The 15875-nt window shown below is 67.4% G+C and carries 15 protein-coding genes; 5 read left to right on the forward strand and 10 right to left on the reverse strand.

Annotated elements, in window-relative coordinates:
• Positions 1–2: 2 nt before the first annotated feature.
• The 7 genes from pseG to ACE3T2_RS02195 all read right to left on the reverse strand — a co-directional run bounded on the left by pseG (position 3) and on the right by ACE3T2_RS02195 (position 5101).
• Entirely contained in the window at positions 3–1040 is a 1038-nt protein-coding gene (gene pseG / locus ACE3T2_RS02165; protein ID WP_374654226.1) for a UDP-2,4-diacetamido-2,4,6-trideoxy-beta-L-altropyranose hydrolase, read from the reverse strand.
• Between the two features lie 46 nt (positions 1041–1086).
• Positions 1087–1518: an N-acetyltransferase family protein gene (locus ACE3T2_RS02170; RefSeq protein ID WP_374654228.1), complete on the reverse strand. Its 432-nt coding sequence runs from the start codon at positions 1516–1518 to the stop codon at positions 1087–1089.
• A gap of 3 nt (positions 1519–1521) precedes the next feature.
• The gene (locus tag ACE3T2_RS02175; RefSeq protein ID WP_374654230.1) at positions 1522–2520 is read right to left on the reverse strand and encodes a mitochondrial fission ELM1 family protein; all 999 of its coding nucleotides are present in this window, start codon (positions 2518–2520) and stop codon (positions 1522–1524) included.
• A gap of 13 nt (positions 2521–2533) precedes the next feature.
• Positions 2534–3007: a transcription elongation factor GreA gene (greA, locus tag ACE3T2_RS02180; protein WP_374654232.1), complete on the reverse strand. Its 474-nt coding sequence runs from the start codon at positions 3005–3007 to the stop codon at positions 2534–2536.
• Between the two features lie 171 nt (positions 3008–3178).
• Complete coding sequence (locus ACE3T2_RS02185) at positions 3179–3679, reverse strand: AAA family ATPase (protein WP_374654234.1); 501 nt, start codon at positions 3677–3679, stop codon at positions 3179–3181.
• Positions 3680–3786: 107 nt separating this feature from the next.
• On the reverse strand, positions 3787–4584 hold the full coding sequence (locus tag ACE3T2_RS02190; RefSeq protein ID WP_374654236.1) for an SDR family NAD(P)-dependent oxidoreductase: 798 nt from the start codon (positions 4582–4584) through the stop codon (positions 3787–3789).
• Between the two features lie 352 nt (positions 4585–4936).
• Positions 4937–5101, reverse strand: coding sequence for a hypothetical protein (locus ACE3T2_RS02195; protein ID WP_183774108.1), 165 nt, complete (start codon positions 5099–5101; stop codon positions 4937–4939).
• Between the two features lie 264 nt (positions 5102–5365).
• On the opposite strand from ACE3T2_RS02195, the gene cutA reads away from it, so the two are divergent.
• On the forward strand, positions 5366–5689 hold the full coding sequence (gene cutA, locus ACE3T2_RS02200; RefSeq protein ID WP_374654239.1) for a divalent-cation tolerance protein CutA: 324 nt from the start codon (positions 5366–5368) through the stop codon (positions 5687–5689).
• Between the two features lies 1 nt (position 5690).
• Here cutA and carB read toward each other — a convergent pair whose 3' ends face one another.
• Together carB and ACE3T2_RS02210 are read right to left on the reverse strand one after the other, a co-directional pair.
• Positions 5691–8981 carry a carbamoyl-phosphate synthase large subunit gene (gene carB, locus ACE3T2_RS02205; protein ID WP_374654241.1) on the reverse strand — a complete coding sequence of 1097 codons (3291 nt, stop codon included), beginning with the start codon at positions 8979–8981 and terminating at the stop codon, positions 5691–5693.
• Positions 8982–9174: 193 nt separating this feature from the next.
• On the reverse strand, positions 9175–9381 hold the full coding sequence (locus ACE3T2_RS02210) for a cold-shock protein (RefSeq protein ID WP_183774102.1): 207 nt from the start codon (positions 9379–9381) through the stop codon (positions 9175–9177).
• A 410-nt stretch (positions 9382–9791) separates the two neighbouring features.
• Here ACE3T2_RS02210 and ACE3T2_RS02215 point away from each other — a divergent pair, with 410 nt between their 5' ends.
• The 4 genes from ACE3T2_RS02215 (at position 9792) to ACE3T2_RS02230 (ending at position 14631) form a co-directional block, all read left to right on the forward strand.
• Positions 9792–12740 (forward strand): TonB-dependent receptor domain-containing protein, encoded by a 2949-nt coding sequence (locus ACE3T2_RS02215; RefSeq protein ID WP_374654243.1) that lies wholly within the window; start codon positions 9792–9794, stop codon positions 12738–12740.
• A 100-nt stretch (positions 12741–12840) separates the two neighbouring features.
• Positions 12841–13392, forward strand: coding sequence for a sigma-70 family RNA polymerase sigma factor (locus tag ACE3T2_RS02220; RefSeq protein ID WP_374654245.1), 552 nt, complete (start codon positions 12841–12843; stop codon positions 13390–13392).
• Positions 13377–14108 (forward strand): anti-sigma factor domain-containing protein, encoded by a 732-nt coding sequence (locus ACE3T2_RS02225; protein ID WP_374654247.1) that lies wholly within the window; start codon positions 13377–13379, stop codon positions 14106–14108. The genes ACE3T2_RS02220 and ACE3T2_RS02225 overlap by 16 nt, the downstream gene beginning before the upstream one ends.
• A 55-nt stretch (positions 14109–14163) precedes the next feature.
• Complete coding sequence (locus tag ACE3T2_RS02230) at positions 14164–14631, forward strand: YbjN domain-containing protein (RefSeq protein ID WP_374654250.1); 468 nt, start codon at positions 14164–14166, stop codon at positions 14629–14631.
• Between the two features lie 4 nt (positions 14632–14635).
• Here ACE3T2_RS02230 and carA read toward each other — a convergent pair whose 3' ends face one another.
• Positions 14636–15808, reverse strand: coding sequence for a glutamine-hydrolyzing carbamoyl-phosphate synthase small subunit (gene carA / locus ACE3T2_RS02235; RefSeq protein ID WP_374654252.1), 1173 nt, complete (start codon positions 15806–15808; stop codon positions 14636–14638).
• Between the last annotated feature and the right edge of the window lie 67 nt (positions 15809–15875).

Genomic DNA, 15875 nt, shown 5'->3' on the forward strand with positions numbered 1-15875 from the left:
CTTCAACGGGCCGGCGGGTGGGAGATGGCGTCCAGGAAGGCCTCGGCCACACGCGGCGCGCCCAGGCCGTCGCAGACCTCCAGGCTGGCGGCGGTCAGGCGGGCGCGTGTCGCGGCGTCGGTCATGAGGCGCACGGCGGCTCGATCGAAGGCCCTGTCGAAATCGCCGTCTGCGGCGTCGATCACCAGGGTCGCGTTGCGCGCCGCCAGCTCGAACGCGGCCGCCCGCTGGTTTTCCGCCAGGACGATGGTGAGCGTCGGCAAGCCCAGGGTGCAGCGCTCCCACGAGGTGGAGCCGCCCGCTCCGATGGCGATGTCGGCTTGGAGGATCAGTTGCGCCATGTCCTGGGCGTCCACGTGCAGGCGCAGGCGCGGGTCGTGAGCAGCTACGCGACGCAGGCTGGGGAGGCTCGGCGCGCCGCCGCCCAGCACGACGTCCAGCACGACCTGGCCTACGCGTTGGCGCAGGCGGTCGACCACCCGCGCCGTGACGCCGCCGACGTCGGTCATGCCGAGCGCGATCAGCACCCGCTCGACCGGGCCGCCGCGACGAGCGAGCGCCGTCTCGCGCAGGTCGGCGAACTCTGGGCGCAGCGGCGCATAACGCGGCCCCAGCAGCAGGCGCGCGCCGCCCGCGAGCAGCGCGTAGTCGGCCTCGGTGCGCGCAGGCCCGGAATCGAGGATGACATCGGCGGCGAGCGGGCGATCAGCAAGATCGTCGATGACCAGCGCCGGCCTGCCGCGGGCGACGGCCTCGTGCTCCTCGCGGCCGAGGCCATAATGATCGAAGACCACGGCGTCGAACTGGACGCCGGTCGCTGCATCGGCCACAGCCTCCGGCTCCAGCGAGGTGGCGTCATCGCGGCCCATGTCCGGGGCGAAGGCGTCGAGGATGGCCGCGACCGGCGGCGGGGCGAGAAAGAGGCATTCGGCGCCGTGCTGCTCCAGCGCGCGCGCCAAGCTCAAGGAGCGCATCACATGGCCGCCGCCGACCGCCGGGCCGGCGTTGGCGATGAAGAGGATGCGAGGCCGCAGAATCATCTGGGACCCATGGGAAGCCCAAAATGGGGTTTTGGGAAGGGACGGCTCAGACAGGCAGACGTACGAAGAACAGTTCCGGATCGCCGGGGTCGAGATGGTCGACACGGCCGGCCGGCAGATAGCCGCGGGCGGGCAAGAGCGCGCGCATCAAGGTGTTGGAGGCGTTGGTCGAGACGAACAGCTTCCGGTCCGCATGAGCGGCCTCGACGGCATCCAGCAGGGCGCTGGCGACGCCGCGCCTGCGGAACGCTTCGCCGGTGACGAGCAGATCGAGGAACGGATTGCTGAAGAACGCGCCGACTACGGCGAAGCCGGCCGGCTGGCCGTCGAGGAGGGCCAGCCGGGCGATGCGGCCGTGGTCGCCTGCGAAGGCGGCGCGCAGCCACTGGGCGCGGTGAGGGCTTGTCGCGGCGACCGGGTCGATGGCGAGGGCGAGGCCGGCGTCCTGCGGGCCGGCGAGCCGGATCGCCAGCGCCATGGCTCAGGCGCTCCGGGCGTCGTAGCGGCGCAGGACCTCGGCGGCGGCGCGTTCGGTCTCGGCCAGTGGCTGGTAGGTCCAGCTGTGGAAGGCGCCCCCGAAGGGACGCGCCGCGCCGAGGCGCTCAAGATCCTCGTGGAACAGCCGCAGCTTCAGGCTGTCGCCGTCCATTTTCATGATGAAGACCGGCTTGCCGGTCGACGCGGCGTCGGTGGCGAGGTTGGTCGAGTCCTCGGTGACCAGGATGTAGTCGGCCGCCGCCAGGTAGGCGAAGTAGGGATTGTCGCCTTCGCCGTTCCAGACGACGCCGGGCAGGGTCTTCAGCCGAGCCTCCAATATGGCCTTGGCGCGTTCGGGCGTGCGGCGGGTGAACGACACCATGACGGAGCCGCCTTCCTGGACGAGCGGCAGCTCGATGTCGCGAGCCATGGCCGCGGCGCGTTCGGGCGACAGATCGTGGGCCTTGGACTTGCCGCCGATGATCACCGCCACGCGAGGCCGGGGCAGGGCGTCCAGGGCGCCGCCGAAGAGAGCCAGGTCCTGGGCCAGGCGATCGGCGTTGACGCGGCCGGGAGAGCCGGTGATCGGGAAGACGTTCTCGCCTTCCAGCCGGTCGTGCTTGGGCGGAACGACCAGGTCGAACAGCCGCGTCGGCATCCGCGGATCCTGAAGCTGGACCACGTAGGACTTGCGGGCCGACCAGCGGCGCACGCGAATGGAGAGAGGCAGGGTGGCGCGTCCCGCTGCGACCCAGATGTCGGGCCAGGGCGGGGCGATGTCGCTGTCGGGCGTAAGCAGGCGGCGCGGAACGGGAAGCAGCCACCAGGGCAGCCGCCCGAACCAGCTTTTCCAGGCGATGCGCTTGACGACGACCTGGGCGGTTCGCTGGCGGGCGATGGCGTTGGCGAGGCCGACGACCTGGGCCTCGATGCCCGCGCGCCCGTCGGACACCGCCCAGATCGTGAGCGGCCGCCCGGCGGACGACGGGTGCGAGGCGGTCAAGGCCAGGTCCGGACTAGAGCCACTCGACCTTGAGGATCTCGTAGGCCTTGCCGCCGCCGGGGGTGTTCACCTCGACGACGTCGCCGGTCTCCTTGCCGATCATGGCGCGGGCCAGCGGCGAGACGATAGAGATCTTGCCCTTCTTCACGTCGGCTTCGTGCTCGCCGACGATCTGGTAGCGAGCCTCTTCCTCGGTGTCCTCGTCGACGACCGAGACGGTGGCGCCGAATTTCACCTGGGTGCCGCTGAGCTTGGATACGTCGATGACCTGAGCGCGGGCCATCTTGTCCTCGATCTCGGCGATCTGGCCTTCGATCCAGCCCTGCCGCTCCTTGGCGGCGTGGTACTCCGCATTTTCCGAGAGGTCGCCATGCGAGCGCGCCTCAGCGATCGCAGCGATCACAGCGGGCCGCTCGACGGTCTTCAAACGCTTCAGTTCATCGTCGAGAGCTTGCCAGCCCTCGGCGGTCATCGGGACTTTTTCCATCGTGGATGAGGACTCGATTCGCCCTTTTAGGAGTTCGTTGCCGGCCGCGGGCGCAGGCGTCCGGGGGGGTAGAGATTAGATGCCGCGGCGCAAAAACTCAAGGGTGCGCTACGGAAGCACGGCCCTCGGAACGTGCGAAACCTGTTGGCGATCCCGCCGGAGCGCCGATTTTCAGGCGCTTTCGGAAACGATCGCGCCGGCAAGCTCCTGGGCGTCGGGAGCTTCGTAGACGCCTTCGATGAAGTCGAACATCTCGGGCGTGACCCCGATGGCGAAAGTCTCGCCGCGCACTTCGTTGCGCTCCAGCACGCGGGCGCGGCGCACCGCCTGCGGGGCGGTGACGAAATGGAACTGCAGGGGCAGTTCGACCGCCTGGGCGATCTCGGCCACGCGCGCGCGGTCCGAGCGGCGCATCAGGCCGAGGTCGAGCACAACCGAGGTCCCGGCGGCGATGACGCCCGCCGCCGTGGACCAGATCTGCGCCTCGCAGCGCTCCACCCGCTCCATCATCCATTCGAACTCGATGGGGTCGGGCATGTCGGCCGCGAACAGGCGCGCCATCCAGTCGTCGATGGCGAAGTGGACGGCCGGCTCGCGGCGCGCCAGTTCCTTGGCGTAGGTGGACTTGCCGGCGCCGGAGGGGCCGTAGATGACGTGGAGCGTAGCGACCATCCGCGCCCCGTAGAGCATTTCCGGGAGCTCGGAAATGCTCGAGGCGGTTATTTTCGCCGCATCTTCCCGTCGGCGAACCGTGGCCACTTCGGCGGAAGATGCGCCCGTTACTTCACCGAGAGCCCGCCGTCGATGACCAACTCGGCGCCCGTGACATAACGGCTCTCGTCCGAGGCCAGCCAGAGCACGCCGTTGGCGATGTCCTCCGGATATCCCTTCACGCCCAGGGGCACGCCCTCGGCGCTCATGGCGTCCAGCGCCGCGCCGCGGGGCGGGCGGGCGTTGTCCCCGACCTCGCCGGTGCCGACGATGGTGTCCCAGATCGGGGTCTCGATGATGCCAGGGTGGACCGAGTTCACCCGCACCCCGTCCTTGGCGGCCGCGCATTCCATGGCCACGGCCTTGGTGAAGAGGCGCACCCCGCCCTTGGTGGCGCAATAGCCAGCGAGGATGGCCGAGCCCTTCAGCCCGGCCACCGACGACATGTTGATGATCGAGCCGCCGCCGTTCTCGCGCATCAGCGGGATCGAATGCTTCACCCCCAGGAAAACGCCGTCCAGGTTCACGGCGGTCTGCTTCTGGAAGTCGGCCAGGGTCATGGTCAGGACCGAGCCGCCGATGCCGATCCCGGCGTTGTTGACCAGCACGTCAAGACGGCCGTGCTTGGCCTTGATCGCGGCGACCACGTCGATCCAGGCCTGTTCGGAGGTGACGTCGTGGTGCAGGTAGCTGGCCTGGCCGCCCATGGCCTCGATGGCGGCGACTGTCTCGGCGCCCTTCTGATCCTGCAGGTCGGTGACGACGATCGTCGCGCCTTCCTGAGCCAGGCGCTCGGCGCATCCGCGGCCGATGCCGCTCGCTCCGCCCGTGACCAGCGCCACCTTGCCCTCGACCCGTCCGGCCATGCTTCTCTCCCTGATGATCTTCTGAGTGATCGTTGTTTAGTTGGGCTACGCCTAGCTCAGGTCGGCGTTCGAGACCAGCGCTCGCACGCGCTCCACGGCGAAGCGCCGTACGCCGATGGGCCGGCGAGGCCCGATCACGTCCTGCGGGGCGGCGGAGGTGGAGGAGGAGGGTGGCGGCGCGCCGAAGACTGCTGAGCGTTCAGCGCCAAATCGCTATCAAGTTTATCCCCGGCAGAGCGACGCCGAGGCGGCGCGCGCGCACATTCACGCGGGCGCCAACGAGTACGACGACCTGATCCTGGCTAAATCTCTCTAGAGAGGCCGTCGCACCCTGATGTGGCGTTGTGACGGTCTACCAGGTGACCTTGCCGTTGGCGGTGAGAAGTCCGATCAGCATGGCCGCGCCGAGAGCGATGATCAGACCGACGACGATAAGGTCTGTGTACCCCTCGAAACGTTCAAGCAGATGTTTGTTCTTGTGGTGGTGGACCTCACCTTCGTGGTGTCCGGTTTGCATGGCGTTTCCCTTCGCACGCTGTTTTAGAGGACACGTCCTCCGCCACACCGCAACAGGCGCCCATGCGGGCCGACCGGCAGGTCATCAGGGGCCGCCGGAACGCGCCCACTACGCGCCTGCCGAAGCAAGGCGACGCTCTGAGGTTGCGCCCCGATTCCAGGGCGGTCAATCAGCAATTATACCTAAGTGGTTCAGAGACTTGAGTTTGCGAGGCGATGTCAGGCTTGAAATTCGCCCTCAGGTGGTGCTGGGCAAGGAGGCGTGGTGAAGGCGTACTTGGTGCAATGGGCGGTCGGCGGTGATGACGAGGCCGAGCGTCTGGCCGCGGCCTTGCTGGAGGAAGGCCTTGCGGCCTGCGTCCAGCTTTCCCCGATCCGCAGCCGCTATGTCTGGAAGGGCGCGGTCGAGGCCGCCGACGAGGTGATGCTGTCGATCAAGACCCGCGCCGACCTGTTCGAGACGGTGCGCATCCGCATCCGGCAATTGCACAGCTACGAAACGCCGGAGATCCTGGCGATCCCCGCCGAAGCGGTGGATGCGGACTATCTGGCCTGGCTGGAGGCGGCGACCACCGCCTCCAGCGCCTGAATCAGGCGTAGCTTTGCAGCGGGCGTACGTCGAGGGTGTCCTCGACGGTCGCCACGATGGCCTGGGCGGCGGCGAGCGCCCCGGCGGCGGTGGTGAAGTACGGGGTCTTCATCATCAGGGCGGTGCGGCGGATCTCGAAGCTGTCGGCCAGGGATTGCTTGCCTTCGGTGGTGTTGAAGACGAGCTGGATCTCGCCGTTCTTCATCGCGTCGACGATGTGCGGGCGGCCTTCCAGCACCTTCTTGACCAATTCGACTTCCAGGCCCTGTTCGGCCAGGTAGCCGCCGGTGCCGGCGGTGGCGACGATCTTGAAGCCCTGGCCGATCAGCAGCTTCACCGGTTCGAGGATCCAGGGCTTGTCCGCATCCTTCACCGAGACGAACACCTTGCCGGCCTTGGGCAGCTTCACGCCGCCGCCGAGCTGGCTCTTGGCGAAGGCGCGGGCGAAGGCGGGGGCGGCGCTCTCGCCGGGGCGGATCCAGTCGAGGCCCATGACCTCGCCGGTCGAGCGCATTTCCGGGCCCAGCACCGTATCGACGCCGGCGAAGCGGGCGAACGGGAAGACCGCTTCCTTCACCGCGATGTGGTCGTAAGGCTTTTCGGTCAGGTTGAAGCTGGCCAGCTTTTCGCCGGCCATCAGCTTGGCGGCGATGGAGGCCAGCGGCCGGCCGATCGTCTTGGCGACGAACGGGACGGTGCGGCTGGCGCGCGGGTTCACTTCCAGCACGTAGATGCGCGGGACGTCCGAGTGCGGCTCCTCGATGGCGAACTGCACGTTCATCAGGCCGCGCACTTCCAGGGCCTTGGCCATGGCTTCGGTCTGGCGCTTCAGCTCGGCGATGGTTTCGGGCTTCAGCGAGAACGGCGGCAGCGAGCAGGCGCTGTCGCCCGAGTGCACGCCGGCTTCCTCGATATGCTCCATCACCCCGGCGACGAAGACCTGGCCGGCGTCGTCGCAGAGGGCGTCGACGTCCACCTCGGTGGCGCGCGACAGGTACTGGTCGATCAGCACCGGGCTGTCGCCCGACACCTGCACGGCGGTCTTGATGTAGCGGTCGAGTTGCTCGTCGTCGCGGACGATCTCCATCGCGCGGCCGCCCAACACGTAGGACGGGCGGATGACGACCGGGTAACCGACCTTGTGGGCGGCGGCGAAGGCCTCTTCGCCCGAGCGGGCGATGGCGTTGACCGGCTGGGCGATCTTCAGCTTGTGCAGCAGTTGCTGGAAGCGTTCGCGGTCCTCGGCCAGGTCGATGGCGTCGGGCGAGGTGCCGAGGATCGGGATGCCTGCGTCCTCGAGCGGCTTGGCCAGCTTCAGCGGGGTCTGACCGCCAAACTGGACGATAACGCCCAGCAGTTCGCCGCGGGCCTGCTCGACGGCGATCAACTCCAGGACGTCCTCGGCCGTCAGCGGCTCGAAATAGAGGCGGTCGGAGGTGTCGTAGTCGGTCGAGACGGTCTCGGGGTTGCAGTTGACCATGATCGACTCGACGCCGAGGTCGTCCAGGGCGAAGGCCGCATGGCAGCAGCAGTAGTCGAACTCGATGCCCTGGCCGATCCGGTTCGGGCCGCCGCCGAGGATGATGGCCTTCTTGCGGTCGCTCGGCTCGCTTTCGCACTCGGGAATCTGGCCCAGAGCGCCAGTCTCGTAGGTCGAGTACATGTAGGGAGTGGCGGCGCGGAACTCGCCGGCGCAGCTGTCGATGCGCTTGAACACCGGGCGCACGCCGTGGGCGCGGCGCTGTTCGCGGACCTCTGCCTCGGTCGTGTGGGTGAGCTTGGCCAAGCGGGCGTCCGAGAAGCCCAGGGCCTTGATGGCGCGGAACTCGGCGGCGGTGGCCGGCAGGCCCTTGTCGCGCACATTCGCCTCGGCCTGGACCAGGGCCTGCAGCTGGCGCAGGAACCACGGCTCGTAGGCGCAGGCGGCGTTCACTTCCTCGACGCTGAGGCCGTGGCGGAAGGCTTGGGCGATGACCAGCAGGCGGTCAGGCGTCGGCCGGCCCAGGGCGCGGACCACCGCGGCCTTGCCCGTCTCTGCGTCATGCGCGCCCTCGATCTCGACCTCGTCGAGGCCGGTCAGGCCGGTCTCCAGGCCGCGCAGGGCCTTCTGCAGGCTCTCGGCGAAGGTGCGGCCGATGGCCATCACCTCGCCCACCGACTTCATGGCGGTGGTCAGGGTCGGCTCCGAGCCCGGATACTTCTCGAAGGCGAAGCGCGGGATCTTGGTGACGACGTAGTCGATGCTGGGCTCGAACGAGGCCGGTGTCGCCCCGGTGATGTCGTTCATCAGTTCGTCGAGCGTGTAGCCGACGGCCAGACGCGCGGCGACCTTGGCGATCGGGAAGCCGGTGGCCTTCGAGGCCAGGGCCGACGAGCGCGACACCCGCGGGTTCATCTCGATGACCACCATGCGGCCGTCGGCGGGGTTCATCGCGAACTGGACGTTTGAACCGCCGGTCTCGACGCCGATCTCGCGCAGCACGGCGATCGAGGCCGCCCGCATGCGCTGATATTCCTTGTCGGTCAGCGTCAGGGCCGGGGCGACGGTGATGGAGTCGCCGGTGTGCACGCCCATCGGGTCGATGTTCTCGATCGAGCAGACGATGATGCAGTTGTCCGCCTTGTCGCGGACGACCTCCATCTCGTACTCCTTCCAGCCGAGGACGCTTTCCTCGATCAGGACCTCGGTGGTCGGGGAGAGGTCGAGGCCGCGCTCGACGATCTCCTTGAACTCCTCGACGTTGTAGGCGATGCCGCCGCCGGTGCCGGCCAGGGTGAAGGACGGGCGGATGATCGCCGGAAGACCGACGAACTCCAGGCCTTCCATGGCCTCGTCCATCGAGTGGGCGGCCTTGGAACGGGGGCTTTCCAGACCCAGCTTGTCCATGGCGTCGCGGAACTTCTGGCGATCCTCGGCCTTGTCGATGACCTCGGCCTTGGCGCCGATCATCTCGACCCCGTACTTGGCCAGCACGCCGCGTTCCTCGAGGGCGAGGGCGGTGTTCAGGGCCGTCTGGCCGCCCATGGTCGGCAGCAGGGCGTCGGGGCGTTCCTTGGCGATGATCTTCTCGACCATCTCCGGGGTGATCGGCTCGACATAGGTCGCGTCGGCCACGTCCGGGTCGGTCATGATCGTGGCCGGGTTCGAATTGACCAGCACGATGCGATAGCCTTCGGCGCGCAGCGCCTTGCAGGCCTGGACGCCCGAATAGTCGAACTCGCAGGCCTGTCCGATCACGATCGGCCCGGCGCCGATGATGAGGATCGAGGAGATGTCTGTGCGTTTCGGCATGTCTACTCGCGCGCATGGGCGGTCGCACTCTTCAAGCGCGCCCGGTCCCGGTCAATCTGCAGGTTAAGCGGGCCGTTTAGAGGGGGAGTCGCCGCTGTGCAAGCGGCGTATCGCGCATACGAAAACGGGCCGGCGTTTCCGCCGGCCCGCAGCCGTTTCGATGCAAGGGTTTTGAGGCCCTTTGCGGAACTGCTTAGACCTGCAGGTTGCCGGCGGCCATCTTGCCGCTGCGACGGTCCTGCTCAAGTTCGTAGGTGATCTTCTGGCCTTCGTTCAGGCTGCGCAGTCCGGCGCGTTCAACGGCCGAGATGTGAACGAAGATGTCCGCCCCGCCATCGTCGGGTTGGATGAAGCCATAGCCCTTGGTTCCGTTGAACCATTTAACAGTGCCGGTAGCCATAGAAGTGTCGTCCTTGGGTAAGTCATTCCGCAACCCAAGCCTTTTGAGCCGCGCATCAAAGATCGGGGTGGGTCGGGGAGCAGGTTCGGTGCGCCGGAAATCTGGAGCGTCGAAAATCAGCCGAACCATACGAGTTTGACGGGCGGGACGGTATCGCGGTTCCGCGGGCTCCGCAAGGCGATCTGTGGGGCGCCGAGCGCGCTCTCGGAGGGTGATCGGACGGCCGCTCGGCGGCCGCGTCACAGGCGAATTCAAGCGGATCGGTCGCATTATGGTTGCATAAATGTCACGAGCGCCCTGCGGTCGTCCTGAGGGCCGGAACCCGGCCGGCCCCATTGCTCTTTCGCATTCGGGCGATCGGGGCGGCCTGCTCCTACGCCCCTTCGCGTCCATTTGAGGGGTGGGAACTCATGGGGTACTCCAAGGCCAAGCTCTTGGCTTCGACGCTGCTCGGCGGCGTCATCGCATTCGGTTGGGCGGCGTCGGCGGCCGCACAGACTGAAGACGGAACCGTTCAGGAACTGGTCGTCACCGGCTCGCGCATCCCGCGGCCCAATCTTGATCAGCCGACGCCGGTCTCGACCGTCACGACGGCGCTTATCCAGAACGCCGGCACGTCCAATCTGGGCGACGTGATCGCCCAACTGCCAGCGCTCAGCTATTCAGGCACCGTCCGCGGCAACGGCAACAGCTTCGGCGACGCCGGCGGCCTGAACTTCCCGGACCTGCGCGATCTCGGCACGTCGCGCACCCTGACCCTGGTCGACGGCAAGCGCCACGTCGCGGGCGACGCCGGGGACTCGGCCGTCGACCTCAACTCGATCCCGACCGCCCTGGTCGAGCGCGTCGAGGTGATCACCGGCGGCGCGTCGGCCATCTACGGTTCGGACGCGGTGTCGGGCGTCATCAACATCATCACCAAGAAGAACTTCGACGGCGTCGAGGCGCAGGTCGAGTACGGCCGGCCATGGGAAGGTGATTACGGCCGCAACACCTCGGCTTATCTGACCGTCGGCAAGAACTTCGACAACGACCGCGCCAACTTCACCTTCACCGGCTTCTGGGACCAGACCAAGGGCGTGAAGGCGACGGACATCCGCTCGCTCAAGAACTACGGGGCCATCGTCGTGTCGCCGCCGTTCGACGGCCAGCCGGATCGGCGGCTCGTGCCATACCTGCTGTCTGAATTCATCGATGAGAACAGCGTGCTGCTGGGTCTCGACCTCAATTCGGGGGCGTTGTCGCCCATCGCCGGCTTCACGACGAACGGAACTCCGGTGACCCAGCCAACGCGGCTCGGCACCAACTCGACGGCCTTTGGCGCATTCTCAGGGCCGTGCGCGACCTGCTTCCAAGGCGAGGACTGGGTTCTGCTCTCGCCGCCGACCAATCGGCGCGGGCTGGCCTCGACGTTCCGCTATGCGATCACGCCGAACCTGAACTTCACCATGGAAGGCAAGTTCGTGCAGACGAAGGTCGCCGACTACGTGCAGCCGTCGTTCTCGTTCGGCGACTATGCGCTGGAGCCGGACAACGCCTTCATCACCCCCGCGATCCAGGCGCGGCTGGATGCGGCGGGGCCGGACGTCCTGCCGCTCATTGCCCGGTTCAACGGCGACGTCGGCGCACGCACGAACAACATCACCCGCGAGACCTGGCGCTTCGTCACCGGGCTGGACGGCAAGTTCGAGACTGGCTTCGCGGACGTCACCTGGGAGTTGAGCTACAACCGCGGCCAGACCAGCAACATCATCAAGTCACGCAACAGCCTGATCCCGGGGAACTTCGAGGCGGCGCTCGACGCGGTCGTGGATCCAGCCTCCGGCCAAATCCGCTGCCGGGTCGATGTGCCCGCGGCGCAGTACGCCGGCTACGCAGCGCCGCAGAAGATGACGGACGAGACCTGCGTTCCGTTCAATCCCTTCGGACAGCAGAACAGCCAGGCCGCGCTCGAATATGTCCGGCACGAGGCCTATCGGACCCACAAGATCGACCAAGAGGTCATCAGCGCCACGTTCGGCTTCGACACGAGTAAGTTCTTCAACCTGCCCGGCGGGCCGGTCGGCTTCGCCGGTGGCTTCGAGTACCGCAAGGAAGACAGCGAGAATATCAACGACCCCTTCATCAAGGCCGGTTTCTCGGACACCGCGCCGCAGCCGGACGCCAGCGGCGGCTTCGATGTGAAGGAAGTCTTTCTCGAAACCCGGCTGCCGCTGTTCGCCGACCGGCCATTCCTCGAGGAACTGACGCTCGACGCAGCGGTCCGATATGCCGACTACTCGACGGTCGGCGACGCCACCGCCTGGAAGGCAGGCTTCGTCTATGCGCCGGTCCGCGACCTCAAGTTCCGGGGCACCTATTCCGAGGCGGTGCGCGCGCCGAACATCACCGAGGCGTTCCTGCCCTCGACCTCCGCCTTCTTCTCGGTCGAAGATCCCTGCGACGCCGCCGACATCGGGCGCGATCCCGACCGCGCCGCCAACTGCCGGGCGCTGGGCGTACCGACGGGCTTCGTCGCCAACGACAACCAGTCGATCCTGGGAACGTCGTCGGGGAACGCCAGCCTCAAGCCGGAGAAGGCGACGAGTTGGACCGTCGGTCTGGTGGTCCAGCCGCGCTGGACGCCAAACCTGTCGATCACCCTTGATTACTACAATATCGAGATTGAGGACGCGATCACCTTCATCGATCCGCAGGACATCGTGAACAATTGCGTCGACGCTTCGGGTGGACCCGATCAGTCGTTCTGCAGCCTGTTCACGCGCGATCCTGGCACGCACGACGTCGATTTCGTGGCGTCGACCTATCTGAACGCGTCCAAGCTGGCGACAAGCGGTTGGGATCTCACCGTCGCCTACCAGCGCGGCATCGACGACCTGACCGCGAGGTTCGGTCCGCTTCGCAGGCTAGACGGGAACGTGACGGTCTCAATCACGGCCAACCACCTCGACAAGCAACGGCTCTTCGCGTTCCAGGACCGTCCGGACGAAGAGCAGATCAACGAGCTGTCGCTGGGCAATCCAGAGTGGAAGCTGCTGTCGAACATCACATACGAACAAGGGCCGGTGCGGATCGGCTGGAAGAGCCGATTCGTCAGCCGTTCCGTGCGCTTCAACCGCGACCCCGAACGCGACGGGGCCGAGGCGCTGTCGCCCTCGCAGATCGAGCCGGTCTGGTATCACGACGTGATCGTGCGCTGGAAACTGCCGAGCCGCTTCGAGGCCTTCGAGCTCTACGGCGGGGTCAACAACGTCTTTGACGAGGAGCCGCCGCTGGGCGTCGTGCAGGGCCTGGGCGACGACGGAATCTATGATCTCAACGGCCGCTACGCCTTCGTCGGCCTGAAGGCGCGGTTCTAGAGAGCCAACGGGGGCGGGAGATAATCTCCCGCCCCTTTTCGCTTTCCTGGCCCGGCGCGGTAGGGCAGCTTGGCCGCCCCCTCCGCCTCGAAGGGCTCCCGTGCCGCCGACGTCTCCAGACCCGCTCGCCGAGTTGATGCCGCGCATTGCGTCAGGCGACCGTGGCGCTCTGAGGCGGCTCTACCAAGCCACCTCCGCGAAGCTATTCGGCGTCTGCCTGCGTATCCTCTCCGATCGAGACGAGAGCGAGGACGTGCTGCAGGAGGTCTACCTGACGATCTGGCGACGAGCGGACCGCTTTGAGGCGAGCCGGGCCAGCGTCATGACCTGGATCTCGACCATCGCCCGCAATCGCGCCATCGACCGGCTGCGGGCCCGCGGGCCGCTGGCCCATGCCGAGACGGTGGACGAGCTGGAGATCGAGGACGGCGCGCCGCGCGCCGAGGCGCTGCTGGAGGCCGCTCAGGACGGACGGGCTCTAGGCCGGTGTCTGGGCGAGCTCGACGAGCGCACCGAGACGGTTATTCGCATCGCGTTCTTCGAGGGTGTAACCTACGAGGCGCTGGCTCATCGGCTGGACGCGCCGCTGGGCACGGTGAAGAGCTGGATCCGGCGTGGTCTCCTGAAGCTGAAGGCATGTCTGGAACGATGAGCGACATCGGCCCCGAATTGCCCGAAGACGAAGCCCTGGCGGCCGAACACGCGCTGGGCGTGCTGAGCGAGTCCGAGCGCGCCGCGGCAGAGGCGAAGATGGCGCGCGACCCGACATTCGCGGCACAGGTCGACGCTTGGCGGCTGCGGCTGGCGCCGATGGCGCTGGCGATCGAGCCCGTGGCTCCGCCTCCGGGCCTGTGGGAACGCATCGAGCGCGTACTGGCGGCGAACGACAACGGCGCGGGCGTGCGCCGCCGGCTGCGGTTCTGGCGGGGCGCCACCCTGGCCGGCATGGCGATGACCGCAGCCAGTCTGGCCGCCGTGGTTTTGCTGGCCGTCCAGCCGCCACAGGCGCCGCCGCGTCCGCCGATGGCGCCGATGATGAACGCACGGCTTATGGGCGCGGGCGGCGAGCCGATGTTCCTGGCCGCCTACGATCCGGAGCGGAAGGCGATCATGGTCGCGTCCCTGGCGCCGCCAATGGACGATCCGGGCCATACTCACCAGCTGTGGCTGATCCCGGCCGACGGCCGCCCGCGGTCGCTGGGCGTGATCGGCGCGGGCGTCTCCAAGGCCATGCCGATCTCCGAGCCGATGGCGCAGATGACGGTCGAGGGCGTCTCGCTGGCGGTGACGGTTGAGCCGTTGGGCGGTTCGCGGCTGGACCGCCCATCGGGGCCGATGGCGGCTGTGGGCAAGCTGGCGCGGCTGTAGCGCACGGGTGGCGAAGCGCCGTAAAGTGCCGCCCTACGAGTTCAGAGGGCTGTTCATGAAATCGCTGCTGGTGGCCGCTGTCGCGGCCTGCGTCCTTGTGGGCGGGAGCGCCCAGGCCACGCCGCTGCATGCGGACGGGATGACGCTGAAGGAGGTCCAGACCTGGCTGCTGGACAGCGGCTACAAGGCCGAGAAGGCCAAGGATAAGGACGATGAGTACCTCAAGAGCGCCGCCGACGGCGTGACGTTCGAAGTGCACATGTACGACTGCAAGAAGGACCGTTGCGCGTCGATCCAGATGATCGCGGGCTTCGATCTGGACCAGAAGCTGTCGATGGAGAAGGTCAACGACTGGAACAGCGGCAAGCGCTTCGTCGATTGCTTCATCGACGAGGAGGGCGATCCCTGGTTCACCTATGACATCAATCTGAGCCCCGGCGGCACGCGCGAGGCCCTGGACGACAATTTCGGCGTCTGGCTGATGTTTCTGCCGGACATGAAGCAGCTGGCCGGCTGGGAGTAGGGGACTACTTCCGCGCCGCGTCCATGTAGCCGGCGAACCGCTCGAAGAGGTAGAGCGAGTCTGTCGGCCCTGGCGAAGCCTCGGGGTGGTGCTGGACCGAGAACACCGGGCGGTCCTTCACCGCGATGCCGGCGTTGGTGCCGTCGAACAGCGAGACGTGAGTCTCGACCACCGCCTCGGGCAGGCTGTCGCGATCGACGGTGAAGCCGTGGTTCATCGAGACGATCTCGACCTTGCCGGTGGTGACGTCCTTCACCGGATGGTTCGCGCCGTGGTGGCCCTGGTCCATCTTCACGGTCTTGGCGCCCAGGGCGAGGGCCATCATCTGGTGGCCCAGGCAGATGCCGAACACCGGCGTACCGCTGGCGACCAGCTTCTGGATTTCCGGCACGGCGTACTCGCCGGTCGCGGCGGGGTCGCCCGGACCGTTGGACAGCAGCACCCCGTCAGGCTTGCGGGCCAGTACGTCCTCGGCGCTGGTCTTGGCCGGGACCACGGTCACGCGGGCGCCGATAGAGGTGAGGGCGCGCAGGATGTTGCGCTTGACGCCGTAGTCCAGGACCACGACGTCGTACTTCGGCTCGGCCGCCGGCCCTTCGTAGCCTTCCGGCCAGTTCCAGAGGCCTTCGTCATAGACGAACGGCTGCAGGCACGAAGCGTCCTTTGCGAGGTCCGCCCCCTCGAGGCCGGCCCAGGCCTTGGCCTTTTCCAGCAGGGCGGGAATGTCGAACTTGCCGTCCGGCGAGTGGGCGATGACGCCGTGCGGCATGCCGTTCTCGCGGATCGAGCGAGTGAGGGCGCGAGTGTCGACGCCGGCGATGCCGATGACGCCGCGGCGCTGCATCCAGGTGTCGAGGTCGCCGTCGGCGCGCCAGTTGGCCGGGGCGGTCGGCACGTCGCGGAAGATCGCGCCGCGCGCCGCCGTTTCGGCCGAGCCCGACATCTGCTCGATGTCCTGCACGTTCACGCCGACATTGCCCATGTGCGGGAAGGTGAAGGCGACGATCTGGGACATGTAGGACGGGTCGGTCAGGATCTCCTGATAGCCGGTCATGGCGGTGTTGAAGCACACCTCGCCGACCGCATCGCCGGTCGCGCCGACGCCGATCCCCTGCAGGACGGTTCCGTCGGCCAACACCAGAACGCCGGTGACACCAGGGAGAAGTTCGGTGGTCATCGTTCAGGCTCCTTCGGTTGGCGCATGCTCTCACACCCGAGGCCCGGCCCCGAGTGCAAAATCCTGT

The organism is Phenylobacterium sp. (genome assembly GCF_041919955.1).
In the GTDB taxonomy this organism is placed as follows: domain Bacteria; phylum Pseudomonadota; class Alphaproteobacteria; order Caulobacterales; family Caulobacteraceae; genus Phenylobacterium.

Excerpts from the sequence above, each read along its gene's own strand:
- pseG (WP_374654226.1), bottom strand. The coding sequence starts at position 1,040 with ATGATTCTGCGGCCTCGCATCCTCTTCATCGCCAACGCCGGCCCGGCG.
- ACE3T2_RS02185 (WP_374654234.1), bottom strand. The coding sequence starts at position 3,679 with ATGGTCGCTACGCTCCACGTCATCTACGGCCCCTCCGGCGCCGGCAAG.
- greA (WP_374654232.1), bottom strand. The coding sequence starts at position 3,007 with ATGGAAAAAGTCCCGATGACCGCCGAGGGCTGGCAAGCTCTCGACGAT.
- ACE3T2_RS02195 (WP_183774108.1), bottom strand. The coding sequence starts at position 5,101 with ATGCAAACCGGACACCACGAAGGTGAGGTCCACCACCACAAGAACAAA.
- ACE3T2_RS02230 (WP_374654250.1), top strand. The coding sequence starts at position 14,164 with ATGAAATCGCTGCTGGTGGCCGCTGTCGCGGCCTGCGTCCTTGTGGGC.
- ACE3T2_RS02210 (WP_183774102.1), bottom strand. The coding sequence starts at position 9,381 with ATGGCTACCGGCACTGTTAAATGGTTCAACGGAACCAAGGGCTATGGC.
- ACE3T2_RS02170 (WP_374654228.1), bottom strand. The coding sequence starts at position 1,518 with ATGGCGCTGGCGATCCGGCTCGCCGGCCCGCAGGACGCCGGCCTCGCC.
- ACE3T2_RS02190 (WP_374654236.1), bottom strand. The coding sequence starts at position 4,584 with ATGGCCGGACGGGTCGAGGGCAAGGTGGCGCTGGTCACGGGCGGAGCG.
- carA (WP_374654252.1), bottom strand. The coding sequence starts at position 15,808 with ATGACCACCGAACTTCTCCCTGGTGTCACCGGCGTTCTGGTGTTGGCC.
- ACE3T2_RS02225 (WP_374654247.1), top strand. The coding sequence starts at position 13,377 with ATGTCTGGAACGATGAGCGACATCGGCCCCGAATTGCCCGAAGACGAA.
- carB (WP_374654241.1), bottom strand. The coding sequence starts at position 8,981 with ATGCCGAAACGCACAGACATCTCCTCGATCCTCATCATCGGCGCCGGG.
- ACE3T2_RS02215 (WP_374654243.1), top strand. The coding sequence starts at position 9,792 with ATGGGGTACTCCAAGGCCAAGCTCTTGGCTTCGACGCTGCTCGGCGGC.